This is a genomic window from Streptomyces sp. SID13031, assembly GCF_010548305.1.
Taxonomy (GTDB): domain Bacteria; phylum Actinomycetota; class Actinomycetes; order Propionibacteriales; family Kribbellaceae; genus Kribbella.
The window spans coordinates 142,590-163,319 of sequence record NZ_JAAGLV010000014.1 but is presented as its reverse complement, the minus strand read 5'-3'; the positions used below and the strand labels follow the sequence as shown (position 1 = coordinate 163,319).

At 68.4% G+C, this 20,730-nt stretch carries 21 protein-coding genes; 15 read left to right on the top strand and 6 right to left on the bottom strand.

Annotation, left to right across the window (positions count from 1 at the left end; genetic code table 11):
- The first annotated feature begins 8 nt into the window (after positions 1-8).
- Positions 9-992: a zinc-dependent alcohol dehydrogenase family protein gene (locus G3I17_RS26780; protein WP_164600358.1), complete on the top strand. Its 984-nt coding sequence runs from the start codon at positions 9-11 to the stop codon at positions 990-992.
- A 12-nt stretch (positions 993-1,004) separates the two neighbouring features.
- On the opposite strand, the gene G3I17_RS26775 is transcribed toward G3I17_RS26780, so the two are convergent.
- Positions 1,005-1,334 carry a nuclear transport factor 2 family protein gene (locus G3I17_RS26775; protein WP_164600357.1) on the bottom strand — a complete coding sequence of 110 codons (330 nt, stop codon included), beginning with the start codon at positions 1,332-1,334 and terminating at the stop codon, positions 1,005-1,007.
- Between the two features lie 96 nt (positions 1,335-1,430).
- Between G3I17_RS26775 and G3I17_RS26770 the strand changes: the two genes are divergently transcribed.
- The 4 genes from G3I17_RS26770 to G3I17_RS26755 all read left to right on the top strand — a co-directional run bounded on the left by G3I17_RS26770 (position 1,431) and on the right by G3I17_RS26755 (position 4,476).
- The gene (locus G3I17_RS26770) at positions 1,431-1,955 is read left to right on the top strand and encodes a hypothetical protein (RefSeq protein WP_239062933.1); all 525 of its coding nucleotides are present in this window, start codon (positions 1,431-1,433) and stop codon (positions 1,953-1,955) included.
- A 123-nt stretch (positions 1,956-2,078) separates the two neighbouring features.
- Positions 2,079-2,612, top strand: coding sequence for a sigma-70 family RNA polymerase sigma factor (locus tag G3I17_RS26765; protein WP_343238426.1), 534 nt, complete (start codon positions 2,079-2,081; stop codon positions 2,610-2,612).
- Positions 2,609-3,340 (top strand): zf-HC2 domain-containing protein, encoded by a 732-nt coding sequence (locus tag G3I17_RS26760; protein WP_164600355.1) that lies wholly within the window; start codon positions 2,609-2,611, stop codon positions 3,338-3,340. Before G3I17_RS26765 ends, G3I17_RS26760 begins: the two co-directional genes overlap by 4 nt.
- Before the next feature lie 32 nt (positions 3,341-3,372).
- Positions 3,373-4,476, top strand: a complete 1,104-nt coding sequence (locus G3I17_RS26755) for a beta-eliminating lyase-related protein (RefSeq protein ID WP_164600354.1) — start codon at positions 3,373-3,375, stop codon at positions 4,474-4,476.
- A 241-nt stretch (positions 4,477-4,717) separates the two neighbouring features.
- On the opposite strand, the gene G3I17_RS26750 is transcribed toward G3I17_RS26755, so the two are convergent.
- On the bottom strand, positions 4,718-5,623 hold the full coding sequence (locus tag G3I17_RS26750; RefSeq protein ID WP_164600353.1) for a M56 family metallopeptidase: 906 nt from the start codon (positions 5,621-5,623) through the stop codon (positions 4,718-4,720).
- The gene (locus tag G3I17_RS26745; protein ID WP_164600352.1) at positions 5,620-6,006 is read right to left on the bottom strand and encodes a BlaI/MecI/CopY family transcriptional regulator; all 387 of its coding nucleotides are present in this window, start codon (positions 6,004-6,006) and stop codon (positions 5,620-5,622) included. Before G3I17_RS26745 ends, G3I17_RS26750 begins: the two co-directional genes overlap by 4 nt.
- A gap of 79 nt (positions 6,007-6,085) precedes the next feature.
- On the opposite strand from G3I17_RS26745, the gene G3I17_RS26740 reads away from it, so the two are divergent.
- Genes G3I17_RS26740 through ftsY form a run of 5 tightly spaced genes read left to right on the top strand, consistent with a single transcriptional unit; the run spans position 6,086 to position 13,148 of the window.
- Positions 6,086-7,507, top strand: coding sequence for a cytochrome ubiquinol oxidase subunit I (locus G3I17_RS26740; RefSeq protein ID WP_164600351.1), 1,422 nt, complete (start codon positions 6,086-6,088; stop codon positions 7,505-7,507).
- Positions 7,508-7,518: 11 nt separating this feature from the next.
- Complete coding sequence (gene cydB / locus G3I17_RS26735; protein ID WP_164600350.1) at positions 7,519-8,532, top strand: cytochrome d ubiquinol oxidase subunit II; 1,014 nt, start codon at positions 7,519-7,521, stop codon at positions 8,530-8,532.
- Positions 8,529-10,193: a thiol reductant ABC exporter subunit CydD gene (gene cydD / locus G3I17_RS26730; RefSeq protein ID WP_203590783.1), complete on the top strand. Its 1,665-nt coding sequence runs from the start codon at positions 8,529-8,531 to the stop codon at positions 10,191-10,193. The genes cydB and cydD overlap by 4 nt, the downstream gene beginning before the upstream one ends.
- Entirely contained in the window at positions 10,190-11,908 is a 1,719-nt protein-coding gene (gene cydC / locus G3I17_RS26725; RefSeq protein ID WP_239062931.1) for a thiol reductant ABC exporter subunit CydC, read from the top strand. Before cydD ends, cydC begins: the two co-directional genes overlap by 4 nt.
- A gap of 43 nt (positions 11,909-11,951) precedes the next feature.
- Entirely contained in the window at positions 11,952-13,148 is a 1,197-nt protein-coding gene (gene ftsY, locus G3I17_RS26720; protein ID WP_343238425.1) for a signal recognition particle-docking protein FtsY, read from the top strand.
- Here ftsY and G3I17_RS26715 read toward each other — a convergent pair.
- Positions 13,145-13,888, bottom strand: a complete 744-nt coding sequence (locus G3I17_RS26715; protein ID WP_164600349.1) for a class I SAM-dependent methyltransferase — start codon at positions 13,886-13,888, stop codon at positions 13,145-13,147. The two genes, ftsY and G3I17_RS26715, sit on opposite strands and share 4 nt — an antisense overlap.
- 24 nt (positions 13,889-13,912) lie before the next feature.
- On the opposite strand from G3I17_RS26715, the gene G3I17_RS26710 reads away from it, so the two are divergent.
- Positions 13,913-15,130: a sigma-70 family RNA polymerase sigma factor gene (locus G3I17_RS26710; RefSeq protein ID WP_164600348.1), complete on the top strand. Its 1,218-nt coding sequence runs from the start codon at positions 13,913-13,915 to the stop codon at positions 15,128-15,130.
- Here G3I17_RS26710 and G3I17_RS26705 read toward each other — a convergent pair.
- Together G3I17_RS26705 and G3I17_RS26700 are read right to left on the bottom strand one after the other, a co-directional pair.
- Positions 15,102-16,085, bottom strand: coding sequence for an asparaginase (locus G3I17_RS26705; RefSeq protein WP_164600347.1), 984 nt, complete (start codon positions 16,083-16,085; stop codon positions 15,102-15,104). The two genes, G3I17_RS26710 and G3I17_RS26705, sit on opposite strands and share 29 nt — an antisense overlap.
- A gap of 45 nt (positions 16,086-16,130) precedes the next feature.
- Positions 16,131-16,709 carry an XRE family transcriptional regulator gene (locus G3I17_RS26700; protein WP_164600346.1) on the bottom strand — a complete coding sequence of 193 codons (579 nt, stop codon included), beginning with the start codon at positions 16,707-16,709 and terminating at the stop codon, positions 16,131-16,133.
- Between the two features lie 42 nt (positions 16,710-16,751).
- Here G3I17_RS26700 and G3I17_RS26695 point away from each other — a divergent pair, with 42 nt between their 5' ends.
- Genes G3I17_RS26695 through G3I17_RS26680 form a run of 4 tightly spaced genes read left to right on the top strand, consistent with a single transcriptional unit; the run spans position 16,752 to position 20,728 of the window.
- A complete protein-coding gene (locus G3I17_RS26695) occupies positions 16,752-17,765 on the top strand; it encodes an NAD(P)/FAD-dependent oxidoreductase (RefSeq protein WP_164600345.1) in 1,014 nt (337 codons plus the stop codon).
- 40 nt (positions 17,766-17,805) lie between these two features.
- Positions 17,806-18,978 (top strand): MFS transporter, encoded by a 1,173-nt coding sequence (locus G3I17_RS26690; protein WP_239062930.1) that lies wholly within the window; start codon positions 17,806-17,808, stop codon positions 18,976-18,978.
- A 41-nt stretch (positions 18,979-19,019) separates the two neighbouring features.
- Complete coding sequence (locus tag G3I17_RS26685) at positions 19,020-19,481, top strand: sigma factor-like helix-turn-helix DNA-binding protein (RefSeq protein WP_164600344.1); 462 nt, start codon at positions 19,020-19,022, stop codon at positions 19,479-19,481.
- Positions 19,478-20,728: a hypothetical protein gene (locus tag G3I17_RS26680; RefSeq protein ID WP_164600343.1), complete on the top strand. Its 1,251-nt coding sequence runs from the start codon at positions 19,478-19,480 to the stop codon at positions 20,726-20,728. Before G3I17_RS26685 ends, G3I17_RS26680 begins: the two co-directional genes overlap by 4 nt.
- Positions 20,729-20,730 lie beyond the last annotated feature (2 nt).

The following is a 20,730-nucleotide window of genomic DNA, read 5'->3' as shown; positions in this document are numbered from 1 at the left end:
TAACGACTATGAGCCAGCTGATTCTCAACGCCATCGGTGATATCGACAAGGACATCACCCTGGTCACCGATCCTGACCTGACCGTCGGCGCCGGCCAGGTGCTGGTCGCGATCGAGGCCGCCGTCATCAACCCGGTCGACCTGATGATTGCCGCAGGCACCTATGGCTTCCAGGCCAAGCCGCCGTTCGCGCTCGGCGCCGAGGGCGTCGGCCGGGTCACCGCCGCGGGGGCGTCGGTCGACCAGGCGCTGGTCGGCCGCCGGGTGCTCATCCTGCCGAACTACCAGCAGGGCACCTGGGCCGACCAGGTCGTGGTGGCCGCGAGCAACGTCGTACCGGTGCCGGACGAGGGTGATCCCGCGCAGCTCGCGCTGGTCGGGATAAACCCGTTGACGGTACATCTGCTGCTGACCCGGTACGTCGAGCTGTTGCCGGGGGACTGGATCGGCCAGAATCTAGGCAACTCGGGCGTCGGTCAGTTCGTGATCGCCTTGGCCAAGAAGGCTGGTCTGAAGACGCTCAGCGTCGTACGGAGCGAAGAGGCCGCCGATCGGCTCCGCCGCAGCGGCGCCGGACTGGTGGTTGTCGATGGCAACGACCTGGCGGAGCGGATCAAGCAGGAGCTCGGCGGCCAGGAGTTCAAGCTGGTGCTCGACGGCACCGGCGACGCCACCGTCGGCGCGCTGGCGCAGGCACTGGAGTTCGAGGGCACAGTGGTGAGCTACTCGTCCGTCACCGGCCAGGCGCCACAGGTCGGGTTGGGCGATTCCATCTACCGGCAGGTGAAGCTGCGCGGCCTCTGGATGGTGAACTGGCTGCAGAACTCCACGCCCGAAGAGATTGCATCGACGTACGGCGAACTGGCCGAACTCGTTGCCCAGGGCGTCATCAGCGCCGAGGTGGAGGCGACCTACCCGGTGGCCGAATACCGCAAGGCACTCGACCACGCGCGGCAGCCCGGCCGGACGGGAAAGATCGTCTTCAAGCCCTGACGGCGGGCACGATCAGGCGGTGATCGTCATCGAGGCGATTTGATCGTCCTGTACGTCGAAAGTGAAGTGGGACGGCCCGTTGAATCCATCGCCACCCACCTGGGTGACGATGGTGACCGGGTTGCCCGGAGTGGACACCGTCGTACCGGTGAAGGTGACGAACTTGCCGATGAACTCGCCGTCGCTCCAGGACCGGATCCGCTCCGGCCCGCGGAACTGCCGGCCCCAGTCGTCGACGAACCCGTCCGGCGCGAACGCCGCGACGAAAGCGTCCGCGTCGAGGGCGTCGACCGCGGCCAGTGCGCGCCTGACCGCAGCCGGCAGATTCTCCTGATTGCTCATAGCGTAAAGATAACCAGGCCTGCTCCCTTGAACCGGTTCGCCGATCCGTCCGTGTGGATGGTGTCGAACAGACGAACAATCCAAGGGAGAAGGAACATGAAGCGCTTTGCCATCGTCGTCGGAACGGCCATCCTCGGTCTGTCCACCCTGACCGCTTGCGGTGGTGGCGACGACAAGCCCGCCGCGGCCCCGAACAACTCCACCAGCCAGGGTGCGTCCTCGTCGGAGGCCAAGCTGGCCACGGCTGAGGTCGGTAACTTCGGCAAGGTCGTCGTGGACGGCACCGGCCGGACGCTCTACGTGTTCGACAAGGACACCGCCGACCCGTCGAAGTCGAACTGCGACGGCGACTGCGCGGCGAAGTGGCCGCCGGTGCTGGCCGGATCCGGTACGCCGCAGGTCGACGGGGTGGACGCGTCCCTCGTCGGGACCGTCGCGCGCACCGACGGTAGCAAGCAGGTCACGCTGGCCGGGCTGCCCCTCTACCAGTTCGCCCAGGACACCAAGGCCGGTGACGCCAAGGGCCAGGCCGTCGGCGGCATCTGGTGGGTCGTCGGCGCGGACGGCAAGAAGATCACCACCGAGGCGTCGTCGGGCTCCGGCAACGGCTACGGCTACTGATCCACCCGAGCTGACCCGATGGCCACCGCCGACTGTTGTGTGTTGCAGGGCCCCACATGGGGTCCTGCAGCGCGATCCCCTATCGTACGATCGACCATGTCGATCGAGCCGGGGAGGACTGCGGTGGCTGACACGGACCGCCGTCCGGACACGGCCGAGGCGCTGATCCGCTCGCTGTACGCCGAGCACGGCCGCAGCCTGCTGGCGTATGCGACCCGGCTGACGGGTGATCGGGCCGCCGCGGAGGACGTCGTCCAGGAGACTCTGGTCCGGGCGTGGAAGCACGCCGACGACCTGCTGGACGGCAAGGGGTCGGTGCGTGGCTGGTTGCTGACGGTCGCGCGCAACCTGGTCACCGACCGGGCCCGGGCGCGCGCCGTCCGGCCCGCCGAGGTGGCCGAGGTCGAGGACCGCCCGCCGGTGGAGGGCGATCACTCCGAGTCGGTGGTCAACACGATGGTGGTGATGGACGCGCTCGGCCAGGTCTCGCCGGAGCATCGCGAAGTACTGGTGCAGTTGTACTACCGCGGCCGGTCCGTGACCGAGGCAGCGAAGGAGCTGGGCGTCCCGCCCGGTACGGTGAAATCGAGATCGTATTACGCCCTCCGAGCGCTCCGCGCGGTGATGGCAGGACCGGAAGCGGAGGTGGCCCGATGAGCGAGCACGATCACTCGCAGCTCGGCGCCTACGCGTTGGGTGCGCTGGAGCCGGACGAGGTCCGCGAGGTCGACGAGCACTTGGCCGGCTGTGCCTCGGCGCGCGCAGAGGTGGCCGAGCTCGAGGAGATGAAGGAGTTCCTCGGCGAGGTACCGCCCGAGGCTTTCCTGGACGGCCCACCGGACGACGGCGACCTGCTGCTGCAGCGCACGCTGCGCGAGGTCCGCTCGGTGGCTGCTGCCGAGACCTCTGCGCCGGTTGAGACCGCTGCTGAAGCTCACCCGGCTGACGGCTCCCGCAAGCGGGGCCCATGGCTGCTGGTTGCGGCTGCTGTCGTCGTGGTCGCCGGAGCGCTCGTCGGCGGCGTACTGATCGGTCGTCAGTCTGTGGACGAGGTGGTGGCCGATACGACGCCTCCGGCCGGGTCCAAGCAGGTGACGGCGACGGATGCGAAAACCAAGGTAACGATGGCGACGACCGTCGAGCCGCGCACCGGCTGGGCCTGGATCAACGTCAAGCTGACCAACCTGAAGGCCGGTGACCAGTGCGAGATGCTCATCACCGACAAGGCGGGCAAGATCTACGTCGCCGGTAGCTGGGTCATCTCGGAGAAGGCTGCGAAGGAAGGCAGCCGCTTCGGCGGTGGCGTGCTGGTGCCGATCGACCAGGTCAAGTCGGTGGAGATCAAGACCGCCCAGGGTGCGCACATCGTCACCACTCCGGTCTGAAATCGGTTGCCTCGTCCGGGAGGATGGATAGCGTGAACTACGCGACGACCGACTCATCCGAGGACCTCAGCGCGCGGCGCAAAGTCGCGGCGGCTGACTGCACGCGCTGGTTGACCGGCCGCAGGGTCTCGCCCGCCGATGCGCTGCGATCGCTCGCGGATGCGGTGACCGAGGACGAGCGCGATGGGTATGGCAACGGCGGTGAGGTCGAGCTGCTCGAGCAGGAGGTCGCGGAGCTGCTCGGCAAGTCGGCTGCTGTCTTCCTGCCCAGTGGGATCCTCGCCCAGCAGAGCGTGCTCCGGGTCTTCGCGGACCGGGCGGGGTCGCAGCGCGTCGCAGTACACGGACTGTCTCATCTCCTGGTGCACGAGCTGAACGCACTGGAGGAGGTGCACCACCTGCGGCCGGAGCGGATGACGTCCGAGCCGCGGCAGCCGCGGCCGGATGAGCTTGCCGCCATCCCGGGCAAGCTGGCCGCTGTGACGGTGGAGCTGCCGCTGCGCGACGGTGGGTTCGTACTGCCGACGTGGGACGAGTTGGTGGTGTTCGCTGCGGCTTGCGAGGAGCGTGGCGTTCCACTGCACCTGGACGGCGCTCGCCTGTGGGAGAGCACGCCGTACTTGGATCACAGCCTCGCAGAGGTGTCTGCACTCGCCACCACGGTCTACGTCTCCTTCTACAAGGGACTGGGCGGCCTCAGTGGGGCTGCGCTCGCCGGGCCCGAGGACGTGATCGCAGAGGTACGCCGGTGGCAGCGCCGGCTCGGCGGCAATCTGTACACGCTCTTCCCGTACGCCGTGTCCGCGCGCGAGGGGCTGCGTACCGTGCTGCCGCAGATGGGCGAGCTGCACCAGCGGGCGATCGAGCTGGCGGAGGCCTTGCAGAGCACGGGATTCCGGGTTTTCCCCGAGCCGCCGCACACCAACTCGTTCCGGGTCTTCGCACCGCGACCGGCCGACGTGATGGAGCTGGCCGCGGTACGCCGGATGGAGGCGACGCGCGAGTCGCTGACCTACACCTGGCAGCGCGCCGACGTACCGGGGTGGTCGTGGGTGGAACTGGTGGTCACTCCTGGCACTCTGCAGTGGCGGATCGACGAGGTAGCAAAGGCGTTCGGGGAACTTTTGGATGGCTGAAGGCGTCCACCTGTTGTGAGGTTTGGGCACGGCAACACAACGGGGAAAAGTAACCAATGCTGACGTTCGTCATCACCATGATCATCCTGCTGGTCCTGTCAGGACTCGTCCTGCTGGCAGTCGCCCGAGGCGAAGGCAAAGGCATCGGCCACTAGATTGGCCAAGATCAGACGACTCATCTGCCAGGAATTCGTCAGCCGGGCGAGATCATCACCGACGCGGTAGCCGGGGTGTCCGCGGGCTAGCTGACTGCGTTGACGACTGCTTTCACGATGGGCGCGGCTACGGTGAAGGTGGGGACGACCAGTAGGAGTACTGCCACGGTGTAGGCGGTGGCTGACAGTAGGGTCGCGTTTGGGGCGGGGTCGGCCAGTCGCTGGACCCTGAGCACAGTGGAGGACTGGGCGGCGGCGAGGCCGGCCTCCGGTGTTGGGGAGCCTGCCAGGGCGACCAGTGCTCGGGCGAGGGGCAGAGGTCCGTTGCGGCGGCGGGCGTCGTCGTCTGCGAGCAGCTCCACGAGAGTGCGGGCCTGGTCTAGCGCTACGTCGCTCCGGACGAAGCGGGGGAAGGCCATGTGGAGTGCGGTGAAGGCCTCCAGTACCAGGTCGTGCCGTGCCCGCAGATGGGCCTGCTCATGGGCCAGTACTGCGCGCAGCTCGCCGTCGTCGAGCCGGTCGAGCGCGCCCACCGACACGATCACCCGGGAGCCGCGCAGTGCGGGCAGGCAGTAGGCCAGCGGTGTCTCCTCGGCCAGCACCCGGAGGCCGGGGATCAGCCCGTCCGGTGTCGCCAGTACGTCGACCAGGTCGCGGTGACGCTTCCGGCGGGCCCTGGTGCCGACAGCGACGCGTCCGACCGCCCACAGCAGCCTGACCCCGACCAGAGCCGTCAGTGCTAGTACTGCGGCTGCTGCCAGGTCCCGCGGCGATGACGGGTCGAACCGCGGCTCACCCGGCTCGCCAGCCGTCGAGTATGACAGCGCGATCCCGGCCCCGAAGGCGGCCAGTACTGCGGCCAGCGCGATCGCCTGCCACAGGGCGACGGCGGCCCGGGGGATCCTGTACGGCCAACTGGCCCGAGCCATGAACGCTGGGACTGGCCCGGTCAGCACCAGAGCCAGCGCAACGAGCAGGAACGGGGTGATCACCCCTCCCGCGCCTCCAGTCGAGCCAGCGCGTCCCGGAGCAGGGCGGCTTCCTCGTCACTGACCTGCCCGACGAACCGGACCAGCGCCTCGCGGCGGTCGCCGGCCCGGTCGAGCGCGTCCCGCATCAGGTCGGCGGCCATTTCCTCGCGCGGCGCGGCGGCCTTGTACCGCCAGGCCTTGCCGTCTCGCTCGCGCTCGGTCAGCCGCTTCTTCGCCAGCCGGTCCAGCACGGTCATCACGGTGGTGTAGGCGAGCTCGCGGGTCCCGGCCAGCCGCTCGTGCACCTCGCGCACGGTGAGCGCGCCGTCGGCGGCCCAGAGCTGCTCCATCACCAGCCGCTCGAGGTCTCCAAGCGGGCGGGGAGCCTTCTCGTCGGCGGACATGTGGCCAGTATAACTACACGTCGTAGTAGATGTGGGCTACCATCTACTACGCAACGTCGTAGATCGCCCGGGAGGGCAGATGGACACGCTCGACCTGGCTCGCTGGCAGTTCGCGATCACCACCGTCTACCACTTCTTCTTCGTTCCGGTGACGCTGTCGCTGGTCGCCGTCACGGCCGGCCTGCAGACCGCGTGGTACCGGACCGGTAAGGACAAGTACCTGCGGCTGACCAAGTTCTACGGCAAGTTGTTCCTGATCAACATCGCGATGGGGGTCGTCACCGGGCTGGTCCAGGAGTTCCAGTTCGGGATGAACTGGAGCGACTACTCGCGCTTCGTCGGCGACGTGTTCGGCGCGCCGCTCGCGCTGGAGGGGCTGCTCGCGTTCTTCCTCGAGTCGACCTTCATCGGATTGTGGATCTTCGGCTGGGACCGGCTGCCGAAGAAGGTGCACCTGGCCTGCATCTGGATCGTGGTGCTCGGCACCCAGTTGTCGGCGTACTTCATCCTGGCCGCCAACTCCTGGATGCAGAACCCGGTCGGCTTCCGCTACAACGCCGAGCGCGGCCGCGCCGAGCTGACCGACATCGGCGCGGTGCTGACCAACAAGGTCGTCCTGGTCACGTACCCGCACACGATCTTCGCGGCCTTCATGGTCGGCGGCGCGTTCGTCGCGGCGGTGGCCCTGTGGCACCTGGTCCGCAAGCCGGGAGTCGACACGGGCGCTTTCCGTACGGCGTTGCGGCTCGGCGCGGTGATGCTGATCGTGGCCGGCGCCGGGGTCGCGCTGAGCGGTGACCAGCAGGGCAAGGTGATGACCGAGGTCCAGCCGATGAAGATGGCCGCGGCCGAGGCGCTGTACGAGTCGGAGAAGCCGGCTTCGTTCTCGATCTTTACTGTGGGAACTTTGGATGGCTCTCGCGAAATTTACTCGGTCAAGGTTCCGTACCTGCTGTCCTTCCTCGCCACCGGCACCTTCGACGGTGAGGTGCAGGGCATCAACAACCTGCAGGAGTCCTACGAGAAGCTCTACGGGCCGGGGTCGTACAACCCGAACGTGCCGCTGACCTACTGGACCTTCCGGCTGATGATCGGGGTCGGGATGGCCGCCGCCGGGCTCGCGGTCTTGTTGCTCTGGGCAACGAGGAAGGGGCGGGCGCCGCATCGGTTGCTGGTCTGGCTGGCGGTGCCGTTACCCCTGCTGCCGCTGCTGGCGAACGTGTTCGGCTGGGTCTTCACCGAGACGGGGCGGCAGCCGTGGCTGGTGTTCGGGTTGCTGCCGACCTCGGCCGGGGTGTCGCCGGGCACCACGATGTCCGAAGTGCTGATCTCGCTGATCGGCTTCACGCTGCTGTACGGCGTACTGGCGGTGGTCGAGGTCAAGCTGATGCTCAAGTCGATCCGGGCCGGTCTGGCCGGCGCCTCGCCGGTACCCGGTGATCCGCCCGACGGTGCGCCGGATGACGACGACGCCGCCAAACCACTCTCCTTCGCGTACTAGGGGTGATCTGAATGGAACTCACGACCGTCTGGTTCCTCATCATCGCGGGGCTGTGGATCGGGTACTTCGTGCTCGAGGGGTTCGACTTCGGGGTGGGCATCCTGCTCCGCGTGCTCGGCCGCGACGAGCCGGAGCGGCGCGCGGTGGTCACCACGATCGGGCCGGTCTGGGACGGCAACGAGGTATGGCTGATCGTGGCGGGCGCGATGACGTTCGCGGCGTTCCCGGAGTGGTACGCGACGCTCTTCAGCGCCTTCTACCTGCCGCTGTTCGCGATCCTGGTGTCGCTGATCCTGCGCGGCGTCGCGCTGGAGTACCGCGGCAAACGCGATGACCTGGTCTGGCGCAGCCGGATGGACACCCTGATCACCGTCGGTTCCCTGTTCCCGGCGCTCCTGTGGGGCATCGCCTTCGCGAACATCCTCCGAGGCGTGCCGCTGGACGCGTCCCACGAGTTCACCGGCAACCTCGGGACTCTGCTCAATCCCTTCGCCCTGCTGGGCGGCGTCGCCTTCACCGCGCTCTTCGTGGCCCACGGCGCAATCTTCCTGGCCCTGAGAACAACCGGCGACCTACGACAACGCGCCAACCGCCTGGCTTCGGTGGCTGGGCTGGTCGCGGCCGTGCTCGTCGTCGGCTTCCTGGCCTGGGCACACGGGATCCGTGGTGATGCTGGATCGATGGTCGTCGCCGGCCTCGCGGCCGTTGCGTTCGTCGCTGGGCTGGTGGCCAACAGAGTCGGGCGTGAAGGGTGGGCCTTTGCCGGGACTGCTGTGGCGGTTGCGTTGGGAGTTGCTTCGTTGTTCGTGGCCTTGTTCCCTGCGGTGATGCCGTCGACGCTGGATCCCGCCTGGAGCTTGACGGTCACCAACGCCAGTTCTTCGGCGTACACGTTGAAGGTTTTGACTGTCATTGCGGGGATCTTCACGCCGTTGGTGATGCTTTATCAGGGGTGGACGTACTGGGTGTTCCGCAAGCGGGTCAGCGTTGAGCCGGTGGCAGTGTCGTCGGTTGTTGTCTCGTGAAGCCGCTTGATCCGCGGTTGTTGCGGAGGGCCAAGGCTGCTCGGGTGTTCCTGGTCGGGTCTGTGCTGATCGGGGTGGCTACTGGGTTCCTGATCGTGGTGCAGGCGGTGTTGCTGGCTCACGGGATCGCTGAGGTGGTGCTGCACGGCGCCGGGATCGGGCGGGTGGCGTGGCTGTTGGTGGGGGTGGTGGCGGCGCGGGCGGTGCTGATCTGGGTGCAGGAGGTGGTGGCTCAGCGGGCGGCGGCTGCGGTGAAGTCGACCTTGCGCCGTCAGGTGCTGGAGCATTCGCTGATGCTCGGACCGGCCTGGCTCAGCGGCGAGCGGAGTAGTGCGCTGACCACCCTGCTCACCAAGGGTCTCGACGATCTCGACCCGTACTTCGCTCGCTACCTGCCGCAGTTGGTGCTCGCTGCGACAGTGCCGGCTGGTGTGGTGGGTTGGATGGCTACTGGCGACCTGATCGCGGCCGGGACGGTCGTGGTGACGCTGCCGCTCATCCCGGTGTTCATGGCGTTGGTCGGCTGGGCTACCCAGGCGCATAGCCGTCGGCGGCAGCATGCGCTCGCAGTACTGGCTCATCACTTCTCTGACGTGGTGGCTGGGCTGGCGACGCTGAAGCTGTTCGGGCGGGCGAAGGGGCAGGTGCGGGCGGTACGGGAGGTGACTGACCGGCATCGGGTGGCGTCGATGAAGAGTCTGCGGCTGGCGTTCCTGTCGTCGTTCGTACTGGAGTTGCTGGCGAGCATCTCGGTGGCGCTCGTCGCGGTCGGTGTCGGACTGCGGCTGATCGACGGCAAGCTCGGGCTGGAGACGGCGTTGCTGGTGCTGATCCTGGCCCCGGAGGCGTACCTGCCGCTGCGACAGGTGGGTGCACACTTCCACGCGAGTGCGGACGGGGTGGCGGCGAGCGAAGAGGTCTTCCGGGTGCTGGAGACGCCGCTGCCGGAGCATGGTGAGCGGACCGACGTACCGGACCTGTGGGTGACTCCACTGCACCTGCACGACGTGACCGTGCGCTACCCGGGCCGAGACGAGCCCGCGCTGGAGAGCTTCGACCTGGACCTCTGGCCGGGCGAGGTGGTCGCCCTCGCCGGCCCTAGTGGCGCAGGGAAGTCGACCGTGCTCGCCGCAGTGCTCGGCTTCGTCGTACCTGAGCGTGGGGTCGTTGTTGCGGGTGCGAGTGCCGCCGACGAGTTCGCTCCGGAGTGCTGGCGCAGGCAGCTGGCCTGGGTGCCGCAACGCCCCGGCCTCCGCACAGGCACCATCGCCGACAACCTCCGCCTCGGCCGCCCCGACGCCACAGACAACCAGGTACTACGCGCCCTGTCCGGCGCAGGCGCACCGGAGCTGGACCCCGGCCAACTGGTCGGCGAAGGCGGCCAATTCCTGTCAGGCGGCCAGCGGCGCCGAGTAGCCCTCGCCCGAGCCCTGGTGACGGAAGCCCCCGTCCTGTTGCTCGACGAGCCCACGGCCGGGTTAGACGCCGAAGCAGAGGCTGATGTGGTCCGCCACCTGCGAGCTTCGGGTCGCACGGTCCTCCTGGTCGCCCACAGACCGGCACTCCTTGCGGCGGCGGACCGGGTAGTCGAGGTCGGCCGGCAGCACACCTCGCTCGGCCTTCGGCCAAGCCTCAGATCACCAACGGCGGTAGCCAGATGAGCCGCCTCGACGCTCAGCCACGCGCCTCCCGGTATTTCGGCGGTCAACCGCCGAAATGGTGGCGTGGGGCGGCGAAGGGGGAGCGGGGTGGTGGGGTGCGGGGGCTTCTGGAGTTGGTGAGGCCGGAGCGGGGGGTTCGGGGGCGGTTGGTGTTGGCTGTGGTGGCTGGGGTTTTGGCTTCTGGGGCTGCGGTTGGGTTGTTGGCTACTTCTGCTTGGTTGATCACGGAGGCGGCTGCTCAGCCTCCGGTGCTGGTCTTGCTGGTGGCGATTGTTGCTGTGCGGGCCTTTGGGGTGGGGCGGGGAGTCTTCAGGTATGTCGAGCGGTTGGCTGCGCATGATGCGGCTTATCGGGTGTTGGGGGCTACTCGGTCGCGGGTGACCGGGAGGTTGGAGGAGTTGGCGCCGGCGGGGCTGGGGGGTGTGCGGAGCGGGGATTTGCTGGCTCGGTTGTTGCTTGATGTCGATGCCGTGCTGGATCTGTGGTTGCGGGTGGTGCTGCCGTTGCTGGTGGCGAGCGTGACTGCGGTAGCGACAGTGGGGTTGTTGGTGGTGTTGCTTCCGGCGGCCGGGGTGGCGGTGGCCGTTGCTGTGGGGATTGCCTGCATCGTGGTGCCTTGGGTGACGGCGCGTAGTGCTCGGCGGGCCGAGGAGGCGATCGCGGGGGACAGGGGAGAGGTTGCGGCGAGTGCGACCGAGACGCTGTTGACGGCTGCCGATGTGGTGGCGTTCGGCGCGACGGAGGCAGTACTGGCTTCCTTCACAGCGGCCGATGCGAGGCTCGCGGCTGCCGAGCGGCGGTCGGCGTGGAGCGCGGGGCTGGGGAGTGCGCTGCTGGTGCTCTGTGTCGGCGGGGCGAGCGTCGCTGGGCTGGTGCTGGGCAGCAGGGCCGACATCTCCGGCCCGGTGTTCGCGGTACTCGTGCTGACTCCGCTGGCACTCGCAGACGCTCTCGGTGGCATCCCGGCGACGGCTCAGATAGCCATCCGGGTCAAGGCCTCCCTGACGAGGGTGCAAGAGCTGCTCAACGCACCGACCCCGGTACTAGAGCCCGACGCGCCCAGCGAGCTGCCAGTCGGCCGCGACCTCGTGATCAGCCACCTGAACGCGGGCTACGACAACCGGCCCGTACTACGAGACGTCGGCCTGACCGTCGCGGCCGGGAGCCGTGTAGTGGTGACCGGCCCGAGCGGATCCGGCAAGAGCACCCTGGCGGCCGTACTACTCCGTTTCCTGGAGCCGACCGCCGGTGAAGTCGCATTGGGCGGCGTACGGCTCTCGGACCTGCGGGGCGACGACGTGCGCTCGGTGATCGGGTTGCTGACCCAGGAGAGCCATGTGTTCGACACGAGCATCCGGGAGAACCTGCTGCTCGCCAAGCCCGGTGCCAGCGACCTGAAGCTCTGGCGGGCGCTGTACCAGGCGCGGCTGGGCGGATTCGTCGAGAGCCTGCCCGACGGGCTCGACACGATGGTCGGCGAGCACGGGGCACGGCTGTCCGGCGGGGAGCGGCAGCGGCTCGCGTTCGCCCGGCTGATGCTCGCGAACCACGAAGTACTGGTCCTGGACGAGCCCACCGAGCACCTCGACGAGGAGACCGCCAGCAGGCTGCTGCACGACCTGTTCGCCGCGGCTGGCCGCCGTACCGTCGTACTGCTGACCCACCGCCCGGAACTGGCTCCTCACACAACGCAACCGGCGCTCATCCTGCCGTGAGGGATGAAGGCCGCGGTCCGGCCGTCTGCCAAGATGGGTGATCGTGTCGACCCCTCAGCTAGTCACCCTGCTCACCGACCAGGCCCTGATCGCCATCATCGCGGTGATCGCCGTCGTTCTGGTCGCCGGTACGGCCGGTCTGGTCGTCTCCAGGCGCCGTAAGGCGGAACTGCCTGCCTCTCAGCCGACCTCGGAGCTCACCGAGCCCCAGGTCGGCGACGACGCCGAGGAGCCGCGGGACACGCAGACCCGCACGCTCGAGGACACCGACCTGCCGGAGCCCGCTGCCTCAGGGACAGCCACAGAGACGCTGGACAAGCCTGAGTCGGCGCAAGGCCGCTTGGTCCGCCTCCGCACCCGCCTGGCGCGCTCCCAGGGCTCGCTGGGCAAGGGGCTACTCGCGCTGCTGTCCCGCGACAAGCTGGACGACGAGGTGTGGGAGGACATCGAGACCACGCTGATCACCGCCGACGTGGGGGTTGCGCCGACGCAGGAGCTGGTCGAGAAGTTGCGCACCCGGGTGCGCATCGAGGGCGTCAGCGGAGACCAGGCGCGGACCATCCTGCGCGAGGAGCTGATCGCGCTGGTCGACCCGTCGCTGGACCGCTCGCTGAAGGTCGAGCGGGACGATGACCAGCCGGCCGTCGTCCTGGTCGTCGGCGTGAACGGCACCGGCAAGACCACCACGGTCGGCAAGCTGGCCCGGGTGCTGGTCGCCGAGGACAAGAAGGTCCTGCTCGGTGCGGCCGACACGTTCCGCGCCGCGGCGGCCGATCAGCTGCAGACCTGGGGTGAGCGGGTCGGCGTCAAGACCGTCCGCGGACCCGAGGGCGGCGACCCGGCCAGCATCGCGTTCGACGCGGTCAAGCAGGGTATCGCAGAGGGCGCCGACGTCGTCCTGGTCGACACGGCCGGGCGGCTGCACACCAAGACCGGCCTGATGGACGAGCTCGGCAAGGTCAAGCGGGTGATCGAGAAGACCGCCGAGGTCGACGAGGTGCTGCTCGTCATCGACGCCACCACCGGCCAGAACGGGCTCACCCAGGCGCGCGTGTTCGCCGAGGTGATCAACGTGACCGGTCTGGTGCTGACCAAGCTGGACGGCACGGCCAAGGGCGGCATCGTGATCGCCGTCCAGCGCGAGCTCGGCGTCCCGGTGAAGCTGGTCGGCCTCGGCGAAGGCGCCGACGACCTGGCCCCCTTCGACGCCGAACAGTTCGTCGACGCCCTGCTGGACTAGACCCGCTTGGCGAGGTAGAGCTCGGTCGCGACCTCGATGCTGATGGGGTCGGGCAGCACGTCGCGGAGCTTGTCGAGCAGCTCGTCGCGGTCCTCGTCCTCGAGCATCCGGAACTGCGACTGCGTGCTCAGGTTGGCCAGGTGGTCCTCGCGCGGCAAGGTGCGCTCCCACCGGTAGAGCTGCTGCCTGAACTCCGCGTACTCCGGTCGCGCGGTCAGCTCCGGGTTGGGCTCCACCACATCCGACTCAGGCCACTCGCTCCACGCCTTGATCTCGTAGTCGCCCATGATCCCAGCCGCCGCATTCCGTACTGCGGCATCCGCCAGGCGCTCCAGGTTCCAGAAAAGCGCCAGCGAGCCGCCAGGACGCAGGGCGGCCGCAGTACGGGTCCAGCGGGTCTCCGGCGCCGTCCAGTGGAACGCCTGAGCGCTGTAGACGAGGTCGACCGGCTCCTCCGGCTCATACGACTCCAGAGTCCCCATGGCGATGTTCACCGCAAGCCCAGCCACGTGCTGCCGCAGTACCAGCGCCATGGCCGGATCCGGCTCCAGCGCAACGATCTGTACGCCGCGGGACGCAACCGCGACGGTCGCCTTGCCAGTGCCGGCCCCGATCTCCAGCGCCGTCGCCGGCGCCGAGTAGCGGAGCATGTCCTCGATCAGCTCAACCGGATAACCCGGCCTGACCCGGTCATACTCAGTAGCGACCTCACCGAACGCCTGTACTTTGTCCCCAGCCATACCCGTGAGCTTATCCGGAGAGAGATGACTGGCCAGGAGACCATGCTCGACGACCTGTTGCGGGAGCTGACGCCACAGGTGCTCGGCGCGGTGGTGCGGCGTACCGGGGACTTCACCGCGGCAGAGGATGCTGTGCAGGAAGCGCTGATCGCGGCCGCCCGGACGTGGCCTGCCGACGGGGTGCCGGAAAACCCGCGGGGGTGGCTGATCCAGGCGGCGTCACGGCGGTTCATCGACGAGATCCGGCAGGAGCAGGCGCGACGGCGGCGCGAGGAGCTGGCGGCGCACCGGGAGGTGCCGGCCGAGGACGTCGAGGAGCACGATGACACGCTGCGGCTGCTGTTCCTGTGCTGCCATCCGGCGCTCACCGCGGCCTCGGCGATCGCGCTGACGCTGCGTGCGGTCGGCGGGTTGACGACGGCGGAGATCGCGACGGCGTACTTGGTGCCTGAGGCAACGATGGCGCAGCGGATCAGCCGGGCCAAGCAGAAGCTCAAGGGGCTGCCGTTCGAGCTGTCGCAGGACGAGGAGCGGCTCGCGCAGGTGCTGCATGTGCTCTATCTGGTGTTCAACGAGGGCTACACGAGCAGCAGTGGCGCCGCGTTGCATCGCACCGATCTGTCCGGCGAAGCGATCAGGCTCACCCGGTTGGTGCGTCAGTTGCTGCCGGAGAACGCGCAGGTCACCGGGCTGCTGGCGCTCATGCTGCTCAACGACGCGAGGCGGCTGGCCCGGACCGGGACGGCGGGCGAGCTGATCCCGTTGACCGAGCAGGACCGGTCGTTGTGGAACAAGGAATTCGTCGACGAAGGGGTCGCGCTGGCGGTGGAAGCGTTCAACCAGCCGCCGCTGGGGGAGTACCAACTGCAGGCCGCGATTGCTGCACTGCACGACGAGGCGGCCCGGCCCGAGGAGACGGACTGGCCGCAGATCCTCGGGCTCTACGGGCTGCTGGAAGAGCTGTCGGGCAATCCGATGGTGACGCTGAATCGTGCGATCGCCCAGGCGATGGTCGACGGCCCGCAAGCGGGTCTGGAGTTGCTGCGACCGCTGGACGAGAAGCTCGACGGGCACTACCGGCTGGACGCAGTACGGGGGCATCTGTACGAGATGCTCGGTGAGCACGAGACCGCCGCGCGGCACTTCAGCGCGGCGGCCCGGCGGACCACCAGTCTGCCGGAGCAGAACTACCTGACCACCAAGGCGGCCGAGGTCAGTGATGCTGGGCGAAGGCGCCGATGATCTCGTCCTGTCCCTCACCTGTTGCCAAGAGCAACCTTAGGAGCACGCGCGCCTTGTAGGGGTCGAGGAAACCGCCGTCGATCAGGCCGCGACCGAGCAGGTCCGACTCGGAACCGACCGAGCTGTAGGTGTTGCGCAGTACGGATCCACCGCCGGTGCGCGACGTCAGTACGACGGGGATGCGCTCCGCCAGCTCTCCCAGCACCGGAGCCAGGGTCGCCGGCACGTGCCCGACGCCGTACGCCGCCACGACCAGCCCTTGATGCGTGTCGGCCAGCCCCTTGAGCAGTACGCCGTCGTCGTCGAGTGTGACCGTGTAGAGAGCCACCTGCGCAGCATCGAGGTCAGCAGGCTCAGCACGACCCGGTACGCCGTCCTGCCGGGCGGGGCGCGTGAGGATCCGCACCTGGCCCTCGACGAGCTGGCCGATCGGCCCGGCGTTGGGGGACGCGAAGGTCGCAGTACTGGTGCTGTGCGTCTTGCGGACCCAGCGGGCTGCGTGGACCTGGTCGTTGAAGACGACGAGGGCACCCAGGTCGCGAGCGGCGGGGGAGCCGGCGACGCGGGCGGCGGCGAGCAGGTTGGCCGGGCCGTCGGGGCCGGCCAGGGTCGGGTTGCGCATGGCGCCGGTCAGGACGAAGGGCTGCGAGTGCGGCCAGACCTGGTCGACCAGGAAGGCCGTCTCCTCCAAGGTGTCCGTGCCCTGGGTGAGGACGATGCCGGTCGCGCCGTTGCTGATCGCCTTCGAGGCTGCGTCGACCACGTCGAGCATCTTGGCCAGGGTCAGGTTCGAGCTGGGTACCGCCTCGAAGTCCTGGATCTCCAGTGGCACCGGCAGGGCGGCCAGGCCGGGTACAGCCGCGGTCAGGTCCTCACCGGTCAGCCGGGCGACGCCGTCGGGCGTCCGGCCGGCCATCGAGATGGTGCCGCCGAGGGTGAACAACGCAATGCTCACGGACTGGGTCCTCTCATAGGGTCACGACCGGGCAGGAGAGTACTACTACTTCGAGCGTGCCCGGACATGCATCCGCTCGCCCTGGGGGCCGAAGAGGCAGAGCATCTCCGCGGAGCCTGGGCCGGGGTTGCCGAACCAGTGCGGGACGCGGGTGTCGAACTCGGCCACCTCGCCCTCGCGTAGTACGAAATCCTGGTCGCCGAGGACCAGGCGGATCCGGCCGGACAGCACGTAGATCCAGTCATAGCCCTCATGCACACGCTGCTCGACGTCGTCGCCACCCCAGCCCGCGGGGACGATCTGCTTGAACGCCTGCAGACCACCCGGCCGTCGGCTGAGCGGGATCATCGTCGCGCCATTGCGCTTGAACGGTTTGGCGTGCACCCGCGGGTCGCCTGTCGGTGGTGCGTCGACCAGTTCGTCCAGCTGGACCTGGTGGGCGCGGGCCAGTGGCAGCAGCAGTTCCAGCGTCGGGCGGCGCTGGCCGGACTCCAGGCGGGACAGCGTGCTGACGGAGATGCCGGTCGTCTCCGAGAGCTGGCTGAGCGTGGTGCCGCGCTCGAGGCGGAGCGCGCGCAGCCGCGGGCCGACCGCTTCGAGGACGTCGTCGAGATCAGGTTCCATCTTGCCATTCTGGCAAAGAAAGTTGTCAATATCGAGAACGCGATGGATGGTCGGATCAGAACAACGACAACGAAGGAGCTCATCGTGAAGCGGTACGACGTGGTGGTGATCGGTGGGGGAGCCGCCGGGTTGAGTGGGGCGCTGGCGCTGGTCCGGGCGCGCAGGTCGGTGCTGGTGGTCGACAACGGGACACCTCGCAACGCCCCGGCGGAGCACGTGCACAACTACCTTTCGCGTGATGGGGTGGCTCCGGCCGAGCTGTACGCGATCGGGCGCGGCGAAGTCAGCGGGTACGGCGGGGAGGTGGTGATCGACACCGTGACGAGGGTGCGGCCCGGCGGATCGGAGTACGGGTTCGTGGTGGAGCTGGCTGGGCGTGAGGCAGTGGAGGCCCGGCGGTTGCTGGTGGCGACTGGAGTGGTCGACCAGCTGCCCGCAGTACCGGGGTTGGCTGAGCGGTTCGGGCGGGACGTGCTGCATTGCCCGTACTGCCACGGGTGGGAGGTACGCGACCAGGCGATCGGCGTACTGGCTACTGGGCCGATGGCGGCGCACCAGACGCTGCTGTTCCGGCAATGGAGCGACGACGTGACTCTGTTCCTCAATGACGCGCTGGAGCCGACCGAGGACCAGTGGGAGGAGTTCGCCGCCCGCGGGATCTCTGTGGTGCAAGGAAAGGTGGCGTCGCTAGAGGTAACTGGCGACAAGCTGACCGGTGTCGAGTTGGAGGGCGGCCGAGTCATCCCACGGCAGGCACTGGCTGTGCAGACCCAGCTAGAGGCCCGCGCAGACTTCCTGGCGGACCTAGGCATCAAGGCGACCGTCCGTGAAGGCCGAGGGGTTGTCGTCGGCAAAGCCGTTGACTCGGATCCCACCGGAGCCACAGAGGTCTCCGGCGTCTGGGTGGCCGGCAATGTCACCGACCCGATGGGCCAGGTCATCACCTCCGCAGCCGCCGGCATGACCGCCGGCGCCGTGATCAACGCCGACTTGATCACCGAAGAAACCCGCCTAGCGGTAGAGACCTACCGTGCCGGAGCCGCTATTTCCGTCTAGCCCGCGAAACTGTCGCATGCACCTTCTAGGGTCTGCTGGCATGAGCGACCAGGCAGCTTCCGTCCACCGCCGGAGGCTGCCCGCGGCCGTGTGGGTGTTGGTGATCGCGCGTGGGGTCAATCGGCTGGGGGCGTTCACGCTGCCGTTTCTGGCGGTGGTGTTGACGGTTGAGCTGGGGGCCAGCGTTGCTGAAGCCGGGTTGGTGTTGACGGCGTTCGGGGTGGCGACCTTGCCGTCTCGGGTGTTCGGCGGGCAGCTTGCCGATCGGTTGGGGCGGCGGTGGACGATCGTGCTCGGGCTGGTCGGGTGCGCGGTGGGTCAGTTGTGGATCGCGGCGTCGGGGAGCCTGTGGTCGGCGGTGCCGGCGGTGGTGGTGCTGGGGTTGGCGTTCGAGATCTACGAGCCACCGAGTCAAGCGATCATCGCCGATGTGACCGCGCCCGCGGATCGACCGGCGGCGTACGGGCTGTTGGGGGCGGTGATGGCTGTGGTCGCCGGGCTGCTGGCCGCGTGGCTCGGGCAGTGGGATCTGCGGTGGCTGTTCGTCGCCGACGCCGTCAGTTGTCTGGCCTGCGCGATGCTGGTCGCCATTGCTCTGCCCGGCGGGGTTCAGGTGGCTCCGGCGGCTGCAGCGGTTTGGCGCGATCGGCGGCTGCTGTGGGTGCTGGGCTCCGGCACCGTCTTCGCAGTACTAGCCATGGTGATCGTCTTCGGTCTACCTCTCACCCTGCTCGACCGTGGTGTCTCGGCATCGGGCGTCGGCATCATCCTGGCCGTCTCGGCGATCGCCCAGGTTGCAGTACAGCCGGTACTACGAACCCGTCGCCTGCGGGCGCTCGACGACTTCCAAGCTTTGACGCTGGGCTACCTGTTGCTAGGAGCCGGTCTGATCGCCAACGGCTTCTCTCACTCCCTGCCAGCGTTCCTGGCCGCCGCTGTCCTCTGGAGTCTGGGTGACCTGCTACTGATCGGCCGGGCGCTCTCAGTAGTCGCAGAGCTAGCCCCTGACCATGCCCGCGGCCGCTACTTGGCTACCTACGGTCTCAGCTGGGGAGTGGCCACTGCTGTCGCCCCACTGGTCGGCACCCAACTCCTCGCGACCGTAGGTCCGCTCGGTCTCTGGGGCGGTTGTGGTCTAGCAGCGTGTCTTCTGGCAGCCCTCCAACCAAGGTTGCGACGAGTAGTGCGGTCAGAAGCATCCCCTTTTGGGTAGTTGAGATGTTGAATAGGCAGCGCCAGTACCGGGGAGGGTGGATGCGCGACACAGTCGACCCAGAGTTCGCCGCGTACGTCGATGCGCGGCAAGGTAGGTGGCTTCGTGCGGCGTACCTCGTGTACGGCGACCTGCAGCGGGCTGAGGAGCAGCTTCAGCAGGCCTTCCTGCGGCTCGCGTTGCGCTGGGGCAAGGTGGACGATCCGGACGCCTACGTGCTCGGGATCCTCTACAACGCGGCCATGTCGCGCTGGTCGCGCGCCAAGGTGCTCTTCGAGGACGAGGAGGACCAGGTCAAGATCGCATTGGCCGCACTCAGCCCGCAGCAGCGCGCAGTACTGGTCCTCTTGTACTACGAAGAGCTCACCGAGTTCGAGGTCTCCGATGTACTGAGCATGTCGAGCTCGTCCGTGCACGCGAACGCGATGACCGCCCTCAGCCGCTTCCGCCTCGAGCTCGGTACGCCGGACTGGCGCGACGTGACCAAGGGGGAGTCGCGGTGAGGCGCGAGGAGGTCCCCTTCCTCCTGAAGCAGGCGTCCGATCGCCTGCCCGAGCCCGAGCTGGCCGACGCCGCCTGGGCAGGCGCTGTCGCGTACCGCCGCCGCCAGCTACGCAGCATCGTCGCCGGACTGATGGCTTTGCTTCTGGTGGTGATCATCGGCGTCCTGGTGATGACCCTCGGGGGCGGTTCGAAGGCGATCAATCCACCCGACGCCACACCGACGCCGCCCGGTTTCTTGCCGCCGGCCGGCCAGATCGCGGGGATCAACTACTGGAACTCCCCGCCCGCGGGCAGTGAGCGCTTCCTCGATCGGGTCTCCACACCGCTGGGCGAGCTGCTGCGCGTCCCGGACGACGCCCGTGATCTCCGGACCAACCCGATGGACCGGGTCGCAGCCGTGATCCTGGAGCCACGGGAGGGCAGCTATCTGCCGCTCCTGCTCAGCTCCGACTCGGACTGGGCGCGGGCGGACCGGGAGTTGCGGCCGATCGTGACCGGCGAGCCGCTCAGCTCCGGTGCGATCTCGCCCAACGGGAAGCTCGTCGCGTTCCCGCAGCCCGGCGGGGTGTACGTGATCGACGCGAGTACTTCGAAGGCCAAGCTGATCACCCTGCCGTCGAAGGATGTGCGCAGCGTGTCCTGGCTGGCCGACAGCATCCGCCTGATCGTCAGCGGGCCCGGTTCGGCGTACCAGCTCGACGTCGATCTGGGGAACACCCGCCAGCCGAGCGTCGGTGGTGTTGCCGTGAGCAACGACGCCGACGACGCGACGGCGCCGTACCGGCTGGACGGTGTGGCAGGGGAGGTGGCGCTGCGCCAGTACGCCGGGGCCAACGGCTGGGTCGAGCTGGCCAACCCGCGGCTGCCGGTCAGTGCCTGGGCCGGTCAAACGTTTGCTATAGGCAACTTGGTCGGACGGATGTTCGTCGCGAACCAGCTCGCCCAGGTGCAGACCGTCGCGTCGCGACCCCAGGTGGTCGCGGCGATCTCGATGCTGGACCCGCAAGAAGACCGGCTGCTCGTTCTCGGCGAGACCCCGGCGGCGACGCCGACTCCCGGCCGGACCTCGCCGGACCGGATCCGCGAGGCCGGCTGCTGTTTCCTGCTCGGCTGGTACGACAGCCAGACCGCTTTGTTCCAGGTCACCGACTGGCTGCTGGCCTGGAATCTGCGGTCGGGGCAGGTCCGCCGGGTCGCGGAGCTCGAGGTCGAAGGCGTCGCCCTCGGACCCGGTATCCGCGGCTGACC

Excerpts from the sequence above, each read along its gene's own strand:
- G3I17_RS26780 (WP_164600358.1), top strand. The coding sequence starts at position 9 with ATGAGCCAGCTGATTCTCAACGCCATCGGTGATATCGACAAGGACATC.
- G3I17_RS26775 (WP_164600357.1), bottom strand. The coding sequence starts at position 1,334 with ATGAGCAATCAGGAGAATCTGCCGGCTGCGGTCAGGCGCGCACTGGCC.
- G3I17_RS26770 (WP_239062933.1), top strand. The coding sequence starts at position 1,431 with ATGAAGCGCTTTGCCATCGTCGTCGGAACGGCCATCCTCGGTCTGTCC.
- G3I17_RS26760 (WP_164600355.1), top strand. The coding sequence starts at position 2,609 with ATGAGCGAGCACGATCACTCGCAGCTCGGCGCCTACGCGTTGGGTGCG.
- G3I17_RS26745 (WP_164600352.1), bottom strand. The coding sequence starts at position 6,006 with ATGTCCGCCGACGAGAAGGCTCCCCGCCCGCTTGGAGACCTCGAGCGG.
- G3I17_RS26740 (WP_164600351.1), top strand. The coding sequence starts at position 6,086 with ATGGACACGCTCGACCTGGCTCGCTGGCAGTTCGCGATCACCACCGTC.
- cydB (WP_164600350.1), top strand. The coding sequence starts at position 7,519 with ATGGAACTCACGACCGTCTGGTTCCTCATCATCGCGGGGCTGTGGATC.
- cydC (WP_239062931.1), top strand. The coding sequence starts at position 10,190 with ATGAGCCGCCTCGACGCTCAGCCACGCGCCTCCCGGTATTTCGGCGGT.
- G3I17_RS26715 (WP_164600349.1), bottom strand. The coding sequence starts at position 13,888 with ATGGCTGGGGACAAAGTACAGGCGTTCGGTGAGGTCGCTACTGAGTAT.
- G3I17_RS26710 (WP_164600348.1), top strand. The coding sequence starts at position 13,913 with ATGACTGGCCAGGAGACCATGCTCGACGACCTGTTGCGGGAGCTGACG.
- G3I17_RS26700 (WP_164600346.1), bottom strand. The coding sequence starts at position 16,709 with ATGGAACCTGATCTCGACGACGTCCTCGAAGCGGTCGGCCCGCGGCTG.
- G3I17_RS26695 (WP_164600345.1), top strand. The coding sequence starts at position 16,752 with ATGGATGGTCGGATCAGAACAACGACAACGAAGGAGCTCATCGTGAAG.
- G3I17_RS26690 (WP_239062930.1), top strand. The coding sequence starts at position 17,806 with ATGAGCGACCAGGCAGCTTCCGTCCACCGCCGGAGGCTGCCCGCGGCC.
- G3I17_RS26685 (WP_164600344.1), top strand. The coding sequence starts at position 19,020 with ATGCGCGACACAGTCGACCCAGAGTTCGCCGCGTACGTCGATGCGCGG.